The following is a 17151-nucleotide window of genomic DNA, read 5'->3' as shown; positions in this document are numbered from 1 at the left end:
TGCCGTTCACCGCGGCGGTGACACCGGTCACCCCGGCCCTGATATTCGTCACGTCAAACAGCGCTGATCCGTCCGCTCCGGTTGTCACCGTCTGCGTCGCCGGCAGCCCGCCGTTGCCCGCGGTGAACACCACCGCCGCATCCGGCACCACATTACCGTTCGCATCCGTCACCACCGCTTTCAGCCGGTTTTTCGCCGCGCCGTCCGCAACCGCGTTATCCGTCACCACGGTCAGGTTCGCGTCGGTAATCGTCGCCGTGCCTTTATCTGCCTTAAACGTCACCACCGCACTCATATCACTGTTGTTCACTTTGGCAGTCACATTGACCTGCGTTGCCGCGGTATTGGTCAGGCTGAATACGATTTTACCGTTCTCATCCGTCATCAGTGACTGTGATGCAGGCTGTGCACTGTTATCTGTGGTGAAAAGAACCGCCACAAACGGCACAATGTTACCGGAAGCATCCGTTACGGTAACTTCCACCGCGTTCTTCGCTTCGCCGTTTGCCGGCATACCATCCGCCGTAACCGTCATATCCGCAATTCTTGCGGTGGCGCTGTCAGCGGTAAATGTCACATTAACGGATGCCGTTTTACCGTTCACCTGTACCGTGACCTTCGTTTTACCGGATTTGGTATTCGTCAGATCAAAAATGGTTTCACCATTGCTGTCCGTTGTCAGCTGAGACTGCGACGGTTGAGCATTGTTGTCGGTAATGAACTGTACGGTATAGCCCGGGATACGGTTACCATAAGCATCCAGGACAGTCGCCTGTACCCGGTTTGCCGATGTGCCGTCTGCTTTCTGACCATCAGTCACGATTTTCAGTTGTGAGTCAGTGATGGAGGCCGTAGATTCATCCGGTTTAAACAACAACTGTTTGGTGACACTGCTGTTATTGATGCTGAAGGTATAGTCATCAGAACCGGCTTTGGTGTTCGTGATATAAACACGCAGACGACCCTGGTTATCGGTCATTCCGCTTGCCGGCTGAGTCTGATAACGGGCAGTTCCCGGTACGCTGATAGTCACCGGTGCACCCGCCAGCGGGTTATTGCGGTTATCTGTCACAGTCACCAGTACGCTGTTCTTCGCCTGCCCGTTTGCCACCGCACCGTCAGTTTCAGTGGTTACACTGTGAATTTCTGCGGTACTCATATCGGCGACAAACTGCGAGGTCACACTCTTCGACGTGCCCGTACCCTCTACCACCAGTTTTGAATCCCCGGCAGTCTCACTGCTGAAGCGGACAGTGACCTGGCCGTTATCATCAGTCTGCTGGTTCGGATCAGCCACTGTTGCACCGTTATCCGCTCTGGCGGTTAACGGGAAGTTTTCCACCTGGTTATCAAACTGGTCAGTCACTGTTGCCACGGCGATATTTTTCGCCTGGCCGTCAGCCACTGCTTTGTTATTGGTTAACTCAAGTGTTTTGATTTTCGCGGTACTGATATCCGCAATATAGATGATCGATTCTGCACGGCTGTTACCGTTACGCATCTTCGCCTGCAGTGATGCTTTACCGGCGGACTTACTGATGATTTTCACGGTCGCCGTGCCGTCCGGCCCGGAGATCACGGTCAGGGTCCGGCCGTTATTGCCGTCTGCATCATAAATGGTCACACCTTCCGTATTTTTCAGCCCGGAAACACTGAACGTGACAACTTTATTCGCCAGCACTTCGCCCTTGTCATTCTGTAACAGCGCCACCGCTGTGAACTGATCACGGTTATTCGCCACCAGTGACTGATTTGGCGTTACGGTCAGCTTAGTGATGGTTTCCACCGACGGGATCACATTCACCCACATTTCTGCGGTATTGGACGGGTTGCCCTCGTTATCTTCACCGACAGCGGTCACACGGTAGCCCTGAGGTTCGCCGCTGCGGTTAGCAAACATATAAGCAGGCAGAGTAATATCCGCCGTGGTCAGCCCGGTCTGTTTGATCTCACCGCCGTTTGCCAGCAGTTCAGGTGCTGACCAGCGCAGTGATTTCAGACCGTATTTGGCTTTCAGCACACTGACCGTCACCGGCAGTGTTTGTGCTGCTTCGCCGCGCAGTGCCGGCGGCAGTGCAATCCGCAACAGTTCCTGCTTACGGTACTGCATCACAATGTTGTAGTTTCTGTCGACAAAGTCGTAACGGTTACCCGCCAGGTTGCGCATCAGATCAACGTTATCGGTATCCAGCTGCTGTGATAACGGCACGCCGAAACGGTAGGAAAGCTCCATACCGACCTGGCTGTCATTGGAATCACCGCGGGATGTCTGACCTTTAAACGTGATCAGCGGGAACGGGGTATAACTGAGCCCGAGGGTGGAGACCGACGGGTTATTTTTCAGTTCACCGGAAGAGGTGGTACTGGCCAGGCTGATGCCGTCGCCGAAGTACTGTTCATATTTTGCAAATGCGCCTAACTGCGGATAATCAGGCAGATAGCCCTCCGCACGGATATCAAACCCGTTTGCCGGGCGCTCGTCATAATCGCGCATTTCATGCAGTGTTGACTGGTGCCAGTCTGTGACCCTGAAGTAGCCGTTGGCGGCAAGTTTCAGGTAATCAGCCCATAATTCACCACCGACACCGACCCGCGAGTTGCTGCCGGTGATATCGTAATCATAAAAGCTGTTCACACCCCACATCCAGCCGTCTTCATACTGACGATAGCCCAGACCGAGGTTGGTGGTGGTGCGCTCTTCATTGGCACGAAGCCCGACCTGTGAAAACAGGAGGCTGTTCGGATTATCAATTAACGGCACCAGGACATCCGCATCACCGGTTTTATTACTGCCGAACTGAATGCGGGCATGGCCCACCTGGTTCAGCCAGTCATTGACCTGCTGATTCAGCAGGTTTTCACCGATACCGCGCACGTAACCGATAGATGCGTCAACCGCATCATCACTGGAGAGGATCTGCCCCGCCTGTGAAGCATTGCCCGCCCAGCGGGATTCATTCTGCTTCGCATCATCTTGCGGAGAGGTATCCGGCAGACCGAGGGTCGGTAATGCGCTGAAGACGTCATCTGTCCGCACGGTGTTATCGCGCGGTGCAGGGTTTGCCGGGTCCGGCAGTGTGCTGACACTCATCGGGAACGGCATACCGTTCTGTCCGGAGATAAAACCACTGTCTGAACCGGCCGGCATTACGCCGTATTCACTGCCGGACGGCATTTCAACGGTAAATCCCTCACCGCTGAAAGAACTGCCGGAGGTGGTTTTTCCGCCCTGAGGATTCGGAGGCGGTTCCGGGGATGTATCCATCAGTGCATTAAGTCCGTCAAATGTCTCTGACATAATTAATGCGTCATTTTGTTCTGCCGCGTAAGCAACAGATAATGTTGCCGTCGACACCGGAAAAAATAACTGCAAAAAGAGCAACAGATATGCCGTTACCCTCTTTGTTTTTGAGTAATACGAAGTAACAGGCATGAATACATCCCCGAAATGAGATTAAAAAACTATAAAAAATTAAATGTCAGAAAGTGCTTTTATTTTATCCTTCACACCAATGAAACCTGCGTACTGAACTTTGGTACATAAAGTGTCCAGTTTTTTGTTCAGCGTCATGGATAACACTTCACGGGAGTCTTTATCCATAATTTCTTTATTAACGTTTAAGAAGGTATAGTTCTGATTAATACGTCCGTAGCTTGATGAGAAATCATTAAATTCAGCCTGGTTTACACCTTTAAGGAAATTAAATCCGTCCACACAGGCGTTATTGGTGGATGCAATAACAATCCCCTGAGATGCTAATTGTTTACTTCCCACATACGCCTGTGCCGCGTTATTACCGGTCACATTTGGTGTTGCGGAACGGGTTTGCTGTTTTACCGGCGGATTTTTAACTGCTGCCGTGTTTTTCTTTGCCGGTGATGTTGAGCAGGCAGAAATAACCAGTGAAAGCCCGGCTACAACGAGTGCTTTTTTGTTAATCATCATTTTCATTCATTCCTATTTATAAAATTAACTCTTACAGAGAGAAATTACAGGTTTAATAAAAACACCTGTCTGCTGATGATATGAAGTTAATGCAACATATTATTAACAGCATTCAGATGTCATCAGACAGAAAAAGGTTGGTGATATTAAATACACGCGTAAAGGGAGAGTCATAACAGTTGGATAGTCAGCATTACGGGTTATCAGTGTCATCTGTCTCTTCCGGCCCGGAAATAACAGACTGATAATGGGTGCTGATAATGGAGAAAAGTTCGCTGATCTCACGCTCCGTCATTCCCAGCGCCGCACAATACCTGAGCATGACATCCGGACTGAGCACCGACAGCCCGCGTTCATAGCGGGATATCTGCTGCTGACTGATATTCAGTTTCTCAGCCACTTCCGAACCTGTTAATCCCTGACTTTTTCGCCTTCTTTTTAAGAAAAAACCAACTTCTTTCAATAGAGATATATTATTATCACACATAGCAAAACCTGATTTACCCGGGATATTTAACTCCTTTTAGGTTTATCCGGAATAATTAACGATAGTAATAAACATAAAAATCCCGTTATTATGCACTATATCCACCGGAGAATCAGACCGGAAAGGTAACGATCCCTGTTAATTACTGCATCCTTTATCGGAAAAGAAGCCAGCCACTGCCTTTTATTTTCAGTTGATATTATTCAGCTAAATACAAATTAAGTGAGTTTAATCCCGGTTATTCAGCAGCAATAAAATCACTGATAACAAAATAATACCGATAAATCATCACTATCAGATCGGGTAAAGAATAAGTGAATCCTGAGCAGTCATGCAAATAATCATTCTTCTTTCGTTACCTTAAGAACAATTGGTAAAATCTATCTGTGAGTAACTATAAATAGTAATAACGGGTGAAATAACCATGTAATTTCAGGTTATTATATAAAAACAAACAGGATGGGTAATGATGGCTCGGGAAAAAGGATATTTAAGATAACTCCCTGTATGATTAAACCTGTATCACTTTGTTACAGTTTTTATCCTCTTTTTGTTCATCTGATAATAATAAAATGAATTTTATTATGATTTATTAAATATAACTCCAATAACTTGTATTTTATGATAGTTAAATAAAAACACCGGCCTGTCGGAAGAGGCCGGTGTAATACGGATGCAATATAGCATTAAGAAAAACGATTTTCGTCCCTGTATATTGCAGGGTTATCGGTTATCAGCATCCCCACCCCCCAGTCCGCAAAATGCGCCACCAGCTCCGGATAATTCGGTGTATAGCAAAAAACCTGATAACCGGCTTTTCTCAGCGATTTTGCCGTGTCTTCCCGCAGAAAAAGCCAGTCGCAATGCACACTGAATGCGTCAATCTCCTGAAGCAGTGCCAGAGGCTGCGACGGAATTTTTTCCCAGAGTTGTCCGCGCCGGATGTGCGGCATCCGTTTATGCATATGGCGCAGTGTACGGGTATCAAAGCCGGAAAACAGAATCCGCTCTGCCGGGAAATTCTGCATTTCAAGCACTGCGGCGGTGGCTTCACACAACTGAGCAATCGCATGGTCACTGTCTGTCAGCTCTGTTTTCAGTTCCAGGTTCAAATGCAATCCAAATTCTTCCGCCAGCGCCAGCAGGTCGGTCAACAGCGGAATTTTTTCCCCCCGGTACACTTCCCCCGCCCATAACCCGGCATCCAGTGCCCGCAGTTCACGTAAGGTCAGATCCGTCACTTTCCCGCTGCCGTTGGTGGTGCGATTCACGGTTTCATCGTGGATCAGTACCGGTACACCGTCGGCGCTGAGCTGAACATCGGTTTCAATCCACAGACAGCCGAACTCTGCCGCCTGCCGGAATGCTGCCATGGTGTTTTCCGGTGCGCGGGCGGAAAAACCGCGGTGTGCTGCAATAATCATAATCTGTTCCTTTATACAGAGAAGCCGGATACCGGTACTATTTGTTTTGCAGCACCCATACTGCTGCTTCTACCCGTGATTTTACCTTCATCTTTTTCATCAGGTTTTTCACATGCACTTTTACCGTACTTTCAGTGATATCCAGTTTACGGGCGATCATTTTATTCGGCTGTCCCTGAGCGATCAGTTTCAGTATGTCGCGCTCACGCGGGGTAAGGCTGTTGATATCCGGCTCATCATCACTGCGCACTTCACGCAGCGCCCCTGCCAGCACTTCAGTCAGTGCCGGGGAGACCACCATTTTACCGGCCGCCGCCTGACGCAGTGCCACCAGCAGTTCCTCCGGCTCCATATCCTTGAGCAGATAGCCATCCGCCCCGCGGCGCAGTGCCGTAATCAGATCTTCCCGGTAGTTGGACACACTGAATACCACCACCCGGCCGGAGAGCGGTTTGCGCCGCAGAATGTCCAAGGTTTCAAAGCCGTTCATGTCCGGCATATTCAGATCCAGCAGAATCAGATCCGGATCGAGTGATTCCGCCAGCGCAATGCCATCGCGACCGTTCCCCGCTTCACCGGCCACTGTCAGGGACGGCTCCATGCTGATTAATTGTCTGACGCCGTTACGCAGCATCGGGTGATCGTCTATCAGCAGGATCGTGGCGGGAGAGGCCGGATCAGCGGCTTCATCCGGATCACTGAGTATAATTTCTCCGGCGGAAAGCGGTACCGCAGTTCTGTTCGTCATTGTTTACTTTGCTCCTGAATCGTCTTCATTTATTCTTATAGTTGTATTCGCGGGAAAGCTTATCAGCACCTGAGTGCCGCCCTGTTCCCGTGTGGTTATCCGGCAGGTTCCGTGCAGTGTGGCTGCACGTTCCCGCATGATGGATAACCCGTAATGATTATTTTTTTCCGGATGTTCCGGGATGCCTTCCCCGTTATCTTCCACGCTGATATAAATCATCTGATCTTCTGACCGGCATATCACCTGCGCCCTCGACGCATTGGCATGCTGGAGGATGTTACTCAGCGCCTCGCGGACAATCTGCACCACATGAATGGTCTGGTGCGCGGAGACCTGGCGCCCGGAGAGCTGAAAATCAAAACCGATGCGGTAACCCATCCGCTGCTCAAACTCCTCCAGTGTGCTCTGTAACGCTGCAAGCAGCCCGGGCTCGGTCAGTTTCAGGCGGAAAGTGGTCAGAAGTTCACGCAGCTGATGATAAGCACCGTTCACTTCCTGGCGCATTTCGGTCAGCAGTGTCTGACAATTTTCCGGGATCTGCGCGGAATGCATCTGTAAATAGCTTATCTGAATTTTCAGACAGGATAACGACTGCGCAATAGAATCGTGAAGTTCGCGGGCAATCACTGAGCGCTCATCCATCAGAATCAGCTGTTGCTGCTGCTCATGCTGATACGCCAGCGCAAAAGCAGAGATAATTTGTTTGCTCAGCATCTGCATCATATTCTGCTGTTCGCTGTTCAGCTGCTGTCCGGCGGGTAACAGCAGCGTCAATACCCCGTAACGGTTAATCGGTCCGCTCAGATTCCAGGTCAGCTGTTCCTGTGTCTGTAACGGCATACAGCCACAATCGCCGATTTCAGTAAAACGGGTGGCGTTATTATCTTCAAAGATCCGCAGGCACAGCGCACCTTCCGGTATGATCTGATGCAGATCGCGCAGAATATCCGTCAGCTGAGTGGTCAGGTCATTGGTGTTATTCAGCCGCTGCCCGCTCTTATATAAGAAGGCCAGCATCTGGTTTTTTTCCTGTAAATCCTGTGTTTTGACCGCCACCCGCGATTCCAGCTCCCCGTAGAGCGCAGACAGCTCCTCTGCTGTGCGGTTAAGGGTATTGCCGATCATGGTAATTTCGTCGCGGTGGTCATAATCCGCAAAGCGCGGCTGAAAATTCCCCTGCCCCATCGCATCCGCCTGCGCCAGCAGCCGCTGCCACGGATGGAGTATCCGGCGGCGGAAATGCCGTGCCGACAACAGCAGCAGCAAAATCATTAATGCGATAAAAACCAGCTGAATAGCCGCCACCAGCCGGATGGTGGATTCGGTCTGATGGTCAATGGCAGACACCAGGCTGTCAATCTGACCGACAAACGCAGCCACCGGAGCACGGGCCTCTTCCGGCTGTTTTGCTGCTTCCAGCGCCGGGCGCAGCTTCTGCCGCCAGGTCTGCTCAATAGCCAGAAACTGCTGTTGTATTTTTGCAGGACTCACCGCTTTCATCCCGGCAAGCAGGGTTAAATCGGATTCGAAATCATTGAGATATTGCTGTGAATGCCCGGTCAGCGGGATTTCAGACAAGAAACGGTAGCTCTGCATCCGCAATGTACCGGATTTATTAATCGCATGTGCATTGCCCTGCACACTTTCGGTGATCTGATTGGTCAGCCCCATGCCGATCACCGCAAAAACGGTAAGCAGCACCATAAAACCGGTGATTTGTGTGAGAATGGATGTGTGTTTCAGCATGCACTGATGCTCCTCTGAACTGACCGGTTATTCTCTCTGATTTCCCTGAAAAAACACCTACCACTAAAGTAGTACCCCTTAAAACCCCGGGGGATTAGCCATTATAAACCACACTAATCATACCGATACTAACCGTTTGATTTTAGGTATTTTCATCAGATTAACAACCATACCCCTAAAGTAGAATGACGGTTTTGCGCTTAAAAATCAATCGGTTCACCCTTTGATTAAGATCAGTATCAGCACCTTATAACCCACGTAAAACGCCTTTAATTTCAGCATAATTTTGAGGTGTATTATGGCTCAGATCTCCGAAGACAAGGCATCAGCGGGCGTCATTACCGACTGGCGCCCGGAAGATGAAAAATTCTGGGCAGAGAGCGGACACCGGGTTGCATCACGCAACCTGTGGATCTCTGTTCCCTGCCTGTTACTGGCATTCTGTGTGTGGATGCTGTTCAGCGCCGTTGCCGTCAATCTCCCGAAAGTCGGCTTTAACTTTACCACCGATCAGCTGTTTATGCTGACCGCGCTGCCGTCTGTTTCCGGCGCACTTCTGCGGGTTCCTTATTCCTTTGTGATCCCGATTTTCGGCGGCCGCCGCTGGACGGCGTTCAGTACCCTGATCCTGATTGTGCCGTGTGTATGGCTCGGATTCGCGGTGCAGAACCCGTCAACGCCGTATGCGGTGTTTGTGATTATCGCCCTGCTGTGCGGCTTTGCCGGGGCAAACTTTGCCTCCAGTATGGGGAATATCAGCTTCTTCTTCCCGAAAGCGAAACAGGGCGGAGCACTGGGTATCAACGGCGGACTGGGTAACCTCGGTGTGAGTGTGATGCAGCTGGTCGCACCGTTTATTGTGACGTTCGGGGTGTTCAGCTTTATGGGCGGCACCGGTGTGACCCAGCCGGACGGCTCTGAGCTGTGGTTACAGAATGCCGCGTGGATCTGGGTGCCGTTCCTGCTGCTGTTTACCGCCGCAGCCTGGCTGGGGATGAATGACCTCTCCGCCAACAAAGCCTCGTTAAAAGAGCAGTTACCGGTCCTGAAACGCAAACATCTGTGGATCCTGAGCTTCCTCTATCTCTCCACGTTCGGATCATTTATCGGATTTTCCGCCGGGTTTGCCATGCTGTCGAAAACCCAATTCCCGGATATCGTTATCCTGAAATTTGCCTTCTTCGGCCCGTTACTGGGTGCGCTGGCCCGTCCGCTGGGCGGCTTCCTCTCCGATAAATTCGGCGGCATCCGCGTGACCTTTATTAACTTTGTGGTGATGGCGGTATTCGCCTTCCTGCTGTTCTTCACACTGCCTAGCAAAAATGATGCCGGTTCATTTGCCGCTTTCTTCGGCGTCTTTATGGTGCTGTTTTTCACCGCCGGTCTCGGCAGCGGCTCTACTTTCCAGATGATTGCGGTGGTGTTCCGCAAAATCACCACTGAGCGCGTGCTGGCACAGGGCGGTACCGAAAAAGAAGCCCAGCATGAAGCTATCACCGAAAGTGCTGCCGCACTCGGTTTTATCTCTGCCATCGGCGCTATCGGCGGGTTCTTTATCCCGAATGCCTTTGGTATTTCACTGACACTGACCGGCTCGCCTGCCGGTGCAATGAAAGTGTTCGTTGTCTTTTATGTGGTCTGCATTCTGACCACATGGCTGGTATACGGCCGTAAAAAATAATTAATTCAATTCTGATAATCAGAGCAATGTGAGCGCCCGGCGCTTATCGGGGGATTACCGAATGAGCAAGTTTTTAGACAGATTCCGTTATTTTAAGCAGCGCGGGGAAACCTTCTCCGGCGACCACGGACAAGAGCTGAACGTCAACCGCGACTGGGAAGATGGTTACCGCAGCCGCTGGCAGCATGACAAAATTGTCCGTTCCACCCACGGCGTGAACTGTACCGGTTCATGCAGCTGGAAGATTTACGTGAAAAACGGGCTGGTGACCTGGGAGACGCAGCAGACAGACTACCCGCGTACCCGCCCTGATCTGCCGGATCATGAGCCGCGCGGTTGTCCGCGTGGTGCCAGCTATTCCTGGTATCTGTACAGTGCAAACCGCGTAAAATATCCGATGGTACGCAAACGCCTGATCAAACTGTGGCGTGAGGCCAAAGCGCAGCACGCTGATCCGGTCGATGCGTGGGCATCCATTATTAATGATGAGGCAAAAGCCAAAAGCTACAAACAGGCACGCGGACGCGGCGGGTTTGTCCGTTCCGACTGGCAGGAAGTGAATGAAATGATTGCGGCAGCCAATATTGTGACTGCCAAACAGTTCGGCCCTGACCGTATTATCGGCTTCTCGCCGATCCCGGCGATGTCGATGGTCTCCTATGCCTCCGGTGCCCGTTATTTATCCCTGATCGGCGGTGCCTGCCTGAGTTTCTATGACTGGTACTGCGACTTACCGCCGGCCTCCCCGCAAACCTGGGGTGAGCAGACAGACGTGCCGGAATCCGCAGACTGGTATAACTCCTCTTATCTGATTGCCTGGGGTTCCAACGTCCCGCAGACCCGTACCCCGGATGCGCACTTCTTCACCGAAGTCCGTTATAAAGGGACCAAAACGGTCGCGATCACGCCCGATTATGCTGAAATCGCTAAACTGTGCGACCAGTGGCTGAACCCGAAACAGGGCACAGACAGCGCCGTTGCACTGGCGATGGGCCATGTGATCCTCAATGAGTTCCACGCGAAGCGTCAGGCGGAATACTTCACCAATTATGTCCGCACTTACAGCGACATGCCGATGCTGGTGATGCTGGATCCGCGTGCAGAAGGCGGCTATGTGCCGGGCCGTATGCTGCGGGCATCTGATCTGGTGGATTCTCTCGGCGAGAAAGAAAATGCTGAGTGGAAAACCATCGCCATTGATGAAAACAGTCAGCAGTTGGTGGCACCACAGGGCTCTATCGGGTTCCGCTGGGACAAATCCCGCAAATGGAACCTGGAGCCGCGTGACGGCAAGAGTGGTGATGAGATCACCATGCAGCTGAGCCTGCTGGATAAGCACGATGAAGTTGCTGATGTCGCTTTCCCGTATTTCGGCGGCATTGAAAATGAGTTCTTCGAAGGTGTGGCACTGGATGAAGTGCTGATGCACAAACTGCCGGTGAAAGTGGTACGTCTGGCAGACGGCAGTGAAGTCCGTGTGGCAAGTGTTTTCGATTTAACCCTCGCCAACTACGGTATTGATCGTGGTCTGAATGATGTGAACTGCGCGTCGGATTACAGCGAAATCAAGGCCTATACCCCGGCCTGGGCAGAAAAAGTGACCGGCGTCAGTCAGCATCACATCTCCCGTATTGCCCGTGAGTTTGCTGATAACGCCGAGAAAACCCATGGCCGTTCAATGGTGATTGTCGGTGCCGGTATCAACCACTGGTATCACATGGATATGACCTACCGCGGCATCATCAATATGCTGGTGTTCTGCGGCTGCGTCGGCCAGAGCGGCGGCGGCTGGTCACACTATGTGGGCCAGGAAAAACTGCGTCCGCAGACCGGCTGGTTACCGCTGGCGTTCGGGCTGGACTGGTCACGTCCGCCGCGCCATATGAACAGCACCTCGTTCTTCTATAACCACTCAAGCCAGTGGCGTTATGAAACTGTTCAGCCGCAGGAGCTTCTCTCCCCGCTGGCGGACAAATCCCGCTTCAGCGGCAGCCTTCTGGACTTCAACATCCGTGCCGAACGCATGGGCTGGCTGCCGTCCGCACCGCAGCTGAACGTGAACCCGCTGACAATCGCGGCGAGAGCAAAAGAAGCCGGTCAGGATCCGCAGGCTTACACCGCAGAAGCGCTGAAGAGCGGTGCAATCCGCTTTGCGGCGGAACAGCCGGACAATCCGCAGAACTTCCCGCGTAACCTGTTTATCTGGCGTTCCAACCTGCTCGGCTCCGCCGGTAAAGGCCATGAATATCTGCTGAAATACCTGCTCGGCACCGAAAACGGTCTGCTGGGTAAAGATCTCGGCGAACAGGGCAGCGTGAAACCGGAAGAAGCAGAATGGGTGGATAATGCCCCGGAAGGGAAAGTGGATCTGGTGGTGACACTCGATTTCCGCATGTCCAGCACCTGTCTGTTCTCCGATATCGTGCTGCCGACTGCCACCTGGTATGAAAAAGATGATATGAACACCTCGGATATGCATCCGTTCATTCATCCGCTGACCGCTGCGGTCGATCCGGCCTGGGAATCCAAAACCGACTGGGAAATCTACAAAGGGATCGCCAAATCCTTTTCTGAACTCTGCCCGGGCCACCTGGGCAAAGAGACCGATATTGTCACCCTGCCAATCCAGCATGACTCCGCTGCCGAAATCGCGCAGCCGTTTGATGTGAAGGACTGGAAAAAAGGCGAATGTGACCTGATCCCGGGGAAAACCGCACCGCACCTGATGGTGGTCGAGCGCGATTATCCGAACACCTATGCCCGCTTTACCTCGCTGGGGCCGCTGCTGGATAAACTCGGCAACGGCGGTAAAGGTATCAGCTGGAATACGCAGGAAGAAGTCGATTTCCTGAAAAAACTCAACCGCACCCGCACTGAGGGCGCAGCGGAAGGTCGTCCGGCGATTGAAACCGCAATTGATGCGGCAGAAGTCGTGCTGTCACTGGCACCGGAAACCAACGGCCATGTGGCGGTGAAAGCGTGGGATGCGCTCGGTAAAGTGACCGGCCGCGACCATACCCATCTTGCCATCCATAAAGAAGATGAAAAAATCCGCTTCCGCGACATCGTGGCGCAGCCGCGCAAAATTATCTCCAGCCCGACCTGGTCCGGCCTGGAAGATGAGCATGTCTCTTATAACGCGGGTTACACCAACGTTCACGAGATGATCCCGTGGCGCACCCTGAGCGGTCGTCAGCAGTTGTATCAGGATCATGAATGGATGCGCGCATTCGGTGAGGCCCTGGTGGTGTACCGTCCGCCGGTGGATACACGTGCGGCACAACCGCTGCTGGGCGCAAAACCGAACGGCTATCCGGAGAAAGCCCTGAACTTCCTGACCCCGCACCAGAAATGGGGTATTCACTCCACCTACAGCGACAACCAGCTGATGCTGACCCTCGGCCGTGGTGGCCCGGTAGTATGGCTGAGTGAGGACGATGCCCGTTCACTGGGGATTGAGGATAACGACTGGATCGAAGCCTTCAACAGCAACGGCGCACTGACCGCCCGTGCGATTGTCAGCCAGCGTATCCCGGACGGGATGATCTTTATGTATCACGCCCAGGAGCGTCAGATTAACCTGCCGGGCTCGGAAGTGACCGGTATGCGCGGCGGTATTCATAACTCCGTCACCCGTGTCTGCCCGAAACCGACCCATATGATCGGCGGCTACAGCCACCTGGCATACAGCTTTAACTATTACGGCACTGTCGGCTCCAACCGCGACGAGTTTGTGGTGGTCCGCAAAATGAAAAATGTGGACTGGCTCGACGGTGAGCAGGATGGTTATCAACAGACCCTGAGCGGGCAGGAGAAAGCATAATGAAGATACGTTCCCAAGTCGGCATGGTATTGAACCTGGATAAATGTATCGGTTGCCATACCTGCTCTGTCACCTGTAAAAACGTCTGGACCAGCCGCGAAGGTGTGGAATACGCGTGGTTCAATAACGTCGAAACCAAACCCGGCCTGGGCTACCCGCATAACTGGGAAGACCAGGAAAAATGGAAAGGCGGCTGGATCAAAAACATCCGCGGCAAACTGGTGCCGCGTATGGGTAACAAAATCGGCCTGCTGTCAAAAATCTTCGCCAACCCCGACCAGCCGGAGCTGGATGATTATTATGAGCCGTTCACTTACGACTATGATCATCTGAAAAACGCCCCGGAAGGCAATCTGCCGACCGCCCGTCCGCGCTCACTGATCACCGGTCAGCGCATGACAAAAATTGAGAACGGCCCGAACTGGGAAGATGACCTCGGCGGTGAGTTCAGCCGCCGCAGCGCGGACAAAAACTTCGCCGACATGCAGAAAGAGATGTACGGCCAGTTTGAGCAGACTTTTATGATGTATCTGCCGCGTCTGTGTGAACACTGTCTGAACCCGGCCTGTGTCGCGACCTGTCCGAGCGGTGCGATCTACAAACGTGCGGAAGACGGTATCGTTCTTATCGATCAGGACAAATGCCGCGGCTGGCGTATGTGCCTGACCGGCTGCCCGTACAAAAAAATCTACTTCAACTGGAAGAGCGGCAAATCCGAGAAATGTATTTTCTGCTATCCGCGTATCGAAGCCGGTCAGCCGACCGTCTGTTCGGAAACCTGCGTGGGCCGTATCCGTTACCTCGGTGTGCTGCTCTATGATGCGGATCGCATTGAAGAAGCGGCAAGCGCGGATAACGAAAAAGATCTGTATGAGCGTCAGCTCGGGATCTTCCTCGACCCGAACGACCCGGAAGTGATCCGCCAGGCGCAGAAAGACGGCATTCCGCTGAGTGTGATTGACGCGGCACAGAAATCGCCGGTCTACAAAATGGCGATGGAGTGGAAACTCGCTCTGCCGCTGCACCCGGAATACCGCACCCTGCCGATGGTCTGGTATGTGCCGCCTCTGTCACCGATTCAGTCTGTCAGCGATGCGGGTATGCTGCCGCACAGCGGCGTACTGCCGGATGTGGAAAGTCTGCGCATCCCGGTTCAGTACCTCGCCAACCTGCTGACCGCCGGGGATACCGCGCCGGTACTGCGTGCCCTGAAACGGATGCTGGCTATGCGTCACTACAAACGTGCGGAAACCGTGGATAAAACCCGCGATATCAGTGCGCTGGAAGAAGTGGGTCTGACAGAAGCCCAGGCACAGGAAATGTACCGCTATCTGGCTATCGCCAATTATGAGGATCGCTTTGTGATCCCGTCATCACACCGCGAACTGGCCCGTGAGGCATTTCCTGAGCGTAACGGCTGCGGATTCAGCTTCGGTGACGGCTGTCACGGCAGCGATACCAAATTTAATCTGTTTAACAGCCGCCGTATCGATGCCATTGATATCACGCAGAAAACACCGGCAGATGCACCAATCTCAGAGAGGCATTCATCATGATCAGCTTAAAAATCATCGGCTGCCTGCTGGATTACCCGGGTGAGGAGCTCTGGGCACACCGCGACGAACTGATTGCAGAGATTGAACAGGCGCACGAACTGCGCCTGACTCAGGCTGCCGCACTGATGTACTTCGTCGCTGAACTGACCTCAGAGCCGCTGCTCGACAGCCAGGCGCGCTACAGTGAATTGTTTGATCGCGGCAGAGCCACCTCTCTGCTGCTGTTTGAACACGTGTATGGTGAATCGCGCGATCGCGGCCAGGCAATGGTGTCGCTGCTGGAGCAGTATGAGCAGGCCGGGATCACCCTCAGCAGCCGCGAACTGCCGGATTATCTGCCGGTTTATCTGGAATATCTCTCTGTTATGCCGCCGGAACAGGCCTGTCAGGGACTGAAAGATATCGCGCCGATCCTCGCTCTGCTCGGTGAGCGGCTCCGTCAGCGCGAAAGTCATTACCATGAATTGTTCAGCCTGCTGCTGGCAATGGCGGACAGCGACCTGACACTCAGCGCACTGACCCGTCAGGTGGACGGTGAAGCCCGTGATGACACCCCGGCTGCACTGGATGCGGTCTGGGAAGAAGAACAGGTGACATTCCTGGCCGATAAAGGCTGTGACAATTCTGTTCTGACACAACATGAGCGTCGTTTTTCACAGAGTGTCGCCCCGAATTACATTCAGGTGGGTGACGCGCCGGTTCCCCCTGCGGCGAAAGGAGTAACTCCATGAATTTCCTGAATACGTTTTTCTTTGATATCTATCCGTATATCGCGGGCGCGGTGTTTATCATCGGCAGCTGGCTTCGCTATGACTACGGACAATACACCTGGCGTGCCGGTTCCAGTCAGATGCTGGATAAAAAAGGGATGCGTCTGGCCTCCAACCTGTTCCATGTCGGGATCATCGGTATTTTCTTCGGACATTTCGTCGGCATGCTGACCCCGCACTGGATGTATGAGCCATTTATCACCGTGGCGCAGAAACAGATGCTGGCAATGGTGGCGGGCGGTGCCTGCGGGGTAATGACCCTGATCGGCGGCGGTCTGCTGCTCAAACGCCGTCTGACCAACCCGCGCGTCCGTGCAACATCATCTGCCGGCGATATCCTGATCATCACCCTGCTGGTGATCCAGGTGATTCTGGGACTGGGTACCATTCCGTTCTCCGCGCAGCACACCGACGGCAGCGAGATGATGAAACTGGTCGGCTGGGCGCAGTCTGTCGTGACATTTCAGGGGGGCGCATCAGAGCATCTGGAAGGGGTTGCCTTTATCTTCCGCATGCACCTGGTGCTGGGTATGACGCTGTTCCTGATCTTCCCGTTCTGCCGTCTGGTCCATATCTGGAGTGCGCCGGTCGAATACATTACACGCCGCTATCAGTTAGTGCGCAACCGCCATTAATTAACAACAACAGTCTCATCCTTTAAATGCACAGTTTTGGGTGGCTCCGGCCGCCCCTTTTTTTATCACCGTGTGATCCTTTCAAAAAAAGTTGAAACAGATAACCACCTCAGAGGCAAAACAGCCGGTTTCCCTGCCGCTGTAACGTGTCACTAACATTTCAGCCATCTTTAGAACGGAAATAAAATCCTGTAAAATCAATTAAATAAACAACAAGCAGCAGAAATACGCTGTTTTATCCCAGTTTCGATGTTCATTTTTGCTATTTTTCACTGCTTTTTTGTTATTAAAATGATTTTGTAATCATTAAAAAATAGTTGAATTTAATGTTGACC

The 17151-nt window shown here is 52.5% G+C and carries 11 protein-coding genes; 5 read left to right on the top strand and 6 right to left on the bottom strand.

Annotated features, from left to right (window positions below):
• The 6 genes from ACF8OF_RS08205 to narX form a co-directional block, all read right to left on the bottom strand.
• Positions 1-3298, bottom strand: a 3298-nt coding sequence (locus ACF8OF_RS08205; RefSeq protein ID WP_392496302.1) for an inverse autotransporter beta domain-containing protein, incomplete at its 3' end; no start/stop codon positions are given.
• 174 nt (positions 3299-3472) lie between these two features.
• Positions 3473-3946 (bottom strand): hypothetical protein, encoded by a 474-nt coding sequence (locus tag ACF8OF_RS08200; protein WP_229064302.1) that lies wholly within the window; start codon positions 3944-3946, stop codon positions 3473-3475.
• 193 nt (positions 3947-4139) lie between these two features.
• On the bottom strand, positions 4140-4346 hold the full coding sequence (locus tag ACF8OF_RS08195; protein ID WP_051583025.1) for a helix-turn-helix transcriptional regulator: 207 nt from the start codon (positions 4344-4346) through the stop codon (positions 4140-4142).
• Positions 4347-5119: 773 nt separating this feature from the next.
• On the bottom strand, positions 5120-5857 hold the full coding sequence (locus tag ACF8OF_RS08190) for a glycerophosphoryl diester phosphodiesterase (protein WP_025152465.1): 738 nt from the start codon (positions 5855-5857) through the stop codon (positions 5120-5122).
• A gap of 37 nt (positions 5858-5894) precedes the next feature.
• Positions 5895-6605 carry a two-component system response regulator NarL gene (gene narL / locus ACF8OF_RS08185; RefSeq protein WP_071997695.1) on the bottom strand — a complete coding sequence of 237 codons (711 nt, stop codon included), beginning with the start codon at positions 6603-6605 and terminating at the stop codon, positions 5895-5897.
• A 3-nt stretch (positions 6606-6608) separates the two neighbouring features.
• Complete coding sequence (gene narX / locus ACF8OF_RS08180; RefSeq protein WP_392496301.1) at positions 6609-8351, bottom strand: nitrate/nitrite two-component system sensor histidine kinase NarX; 1743 nt, start codon at positions 8349-8351, stop codon at positions 6609-6611.
• A 298-nt stretch (positions 8352-8649) separates the two neighbouring features.
• On the opposite strand from narX, the gene ACF8OF_RS08175 reads away from it, so the two are divergent.
• The 5 genes from ACF8OF_RS08175 to narI all read left to right on the top strand — a co-directional run bounded on the left by ACF8OF_RS08175 (position 8650) and on the right by narI (position 16816).
• Positions 8650-10032, top strand: coding sequence for a NarK family nitrate/nitrite MFS transporter (locus ACF8OF_RS08175; protein WP_392496299.1), 1383 nt, complete (start codon positions 8650-8652; stop codon positions 10030-10032).
• 61 nt (positions 10033-10093) lie between these two features.
• Positions 10094-13855 carry a nitrate reductase subunit alpha gene (locus ACF8OF_RS08170; RefSeq protein WP_392496297.1) on the top strand — a complete coding sequence of 1254 codons (3762 nt, stop codon included), beginning with the start codon at positions 10094-10096 and terminating at the stop codon, positions 13853-13855.
• Positions 13855-15411 carry a nitrate reductase subunit beta gene (gene narH, locus ACF8OF_RS08165; protein ID WP_004241167.1) on the top strand — a complete coding sequence of 519 codons (1557 nt, stop codon included), beginning with the start codon at positions 13855-13857 and terminating at the stop codon, positions 15409-15411. The genes ACF8OF_RS08170 and narH overlap by 1 nt, the downstream gene beginning before the upstream one ends.
• Positions 15408-16142 (top strand): nitrate reductase molybdenum cofactor assembly chaperone, encoded by a 735-nt coding sequence (gene narJ / locus ACF8OF_RS08160; protein WP_262862339.1) that lies wholly within the window; start codon positions 15408-15410, stop codon positions 16140-16142. Before narH ends, narJ begins: the two co-directional genes overlap by 4 nt.
• Complete coding sequence (gene narI, locus ACF8OF_RS08155) at positions 16139-16816, top strand: respiratory nitrate reductase subunit gamma (RefSeq protein WP_025152460.1); 678 nt, start codon at positions 16139-16141, stop codon at positions 16814-16816. The genes narJ and narI overlap by 4 nt, the downstream gene beginning before the upstream one ends.
• Positions 16817-17151 lie beyond the last annotated feature (335 nt).

Origin of the sequence: Morganella sp. TYF_1 (assembly GCF_043105645.1) — a bacterium.
GTDB lineage: Bacteria > Pseudomonadota > Gammaproteobacteria > Enterobacterales > Enterobacteriaceae > Morganella > Morganella morganii_B.
The sequence above is the reverse complement of the archived record's forward strand: the minus strand, read 5'-3'. Positions and strand labels throughout refer to the sequence as shown.

What these genes read in the sequence shown, in the direction of transcription:
- narJ (WP_262862339.1), top strand. Translation starts at nt 15,408, where the DNA reads ATGATCAGCTTAAAAATCATCGGCTGCCTGCTGGATTACCCGGGTGAG.
- narX (WP_392496301.1), bottom strand. Translation starts at nt 8,351, where the DNA reads ATGCTGAAACACACATCCATTCTCACACAAATCACCGGTTTTATGGTG.
- narL (WP_071997695.1), bottom strand. Translation starts at nt 6,605, where the DNA reads ATGACGAACAGAACTGCGGTACCGCTTTCCGCCGGAGAAATTATACTC.
- ACF8OF_RS08200 (WP_229064302.1), bottom strand. Translation starts at nt 3,946, where the DNA reads ATGATGATTAACAAAAAAGCACTCGTTGTAGCCGGGCTTTCACTGGTT.
- narI (WP_025152460.1), top strand. Translation starts at nt 16,139, where the DNA reads ATGAATTTCCTGAATACGTTTTTCTTTGATATCTATCCGTATATCGCG.
- ACF8OF_RS08175 (WP_392496299.1), top strand. Translation starts at nt 8,650, where the DNA reads ATGGCTCAGATCTCCGAAGACAAGGCATCAGCGGGCGTCATTACCGAC.
- ACF8OF_RS08170 (WP_392496297.1), top strand. Translation starts at nt 10,094, where the DNA reads ATGAGCAAGTTTTTAGACAGATTCCGTTATTTTAAGCAGCGCGGGGAA.
- ACF8OF_RS08190 (WP_025152465.1), bottom strand. Translation starts at nt 5,857, where the DNA reads ATGATTATTGCAGCACACCGCGGTTTTTCCGCCCGCGCACCGGAAAAC.
- narH (WP_004241167.1), top strand. Translation starts at nt 13,855, where the DNA reads ATGAAGATACGTTCCCAAGTCGGCATGGTATTGAACCTGGATAAATGT.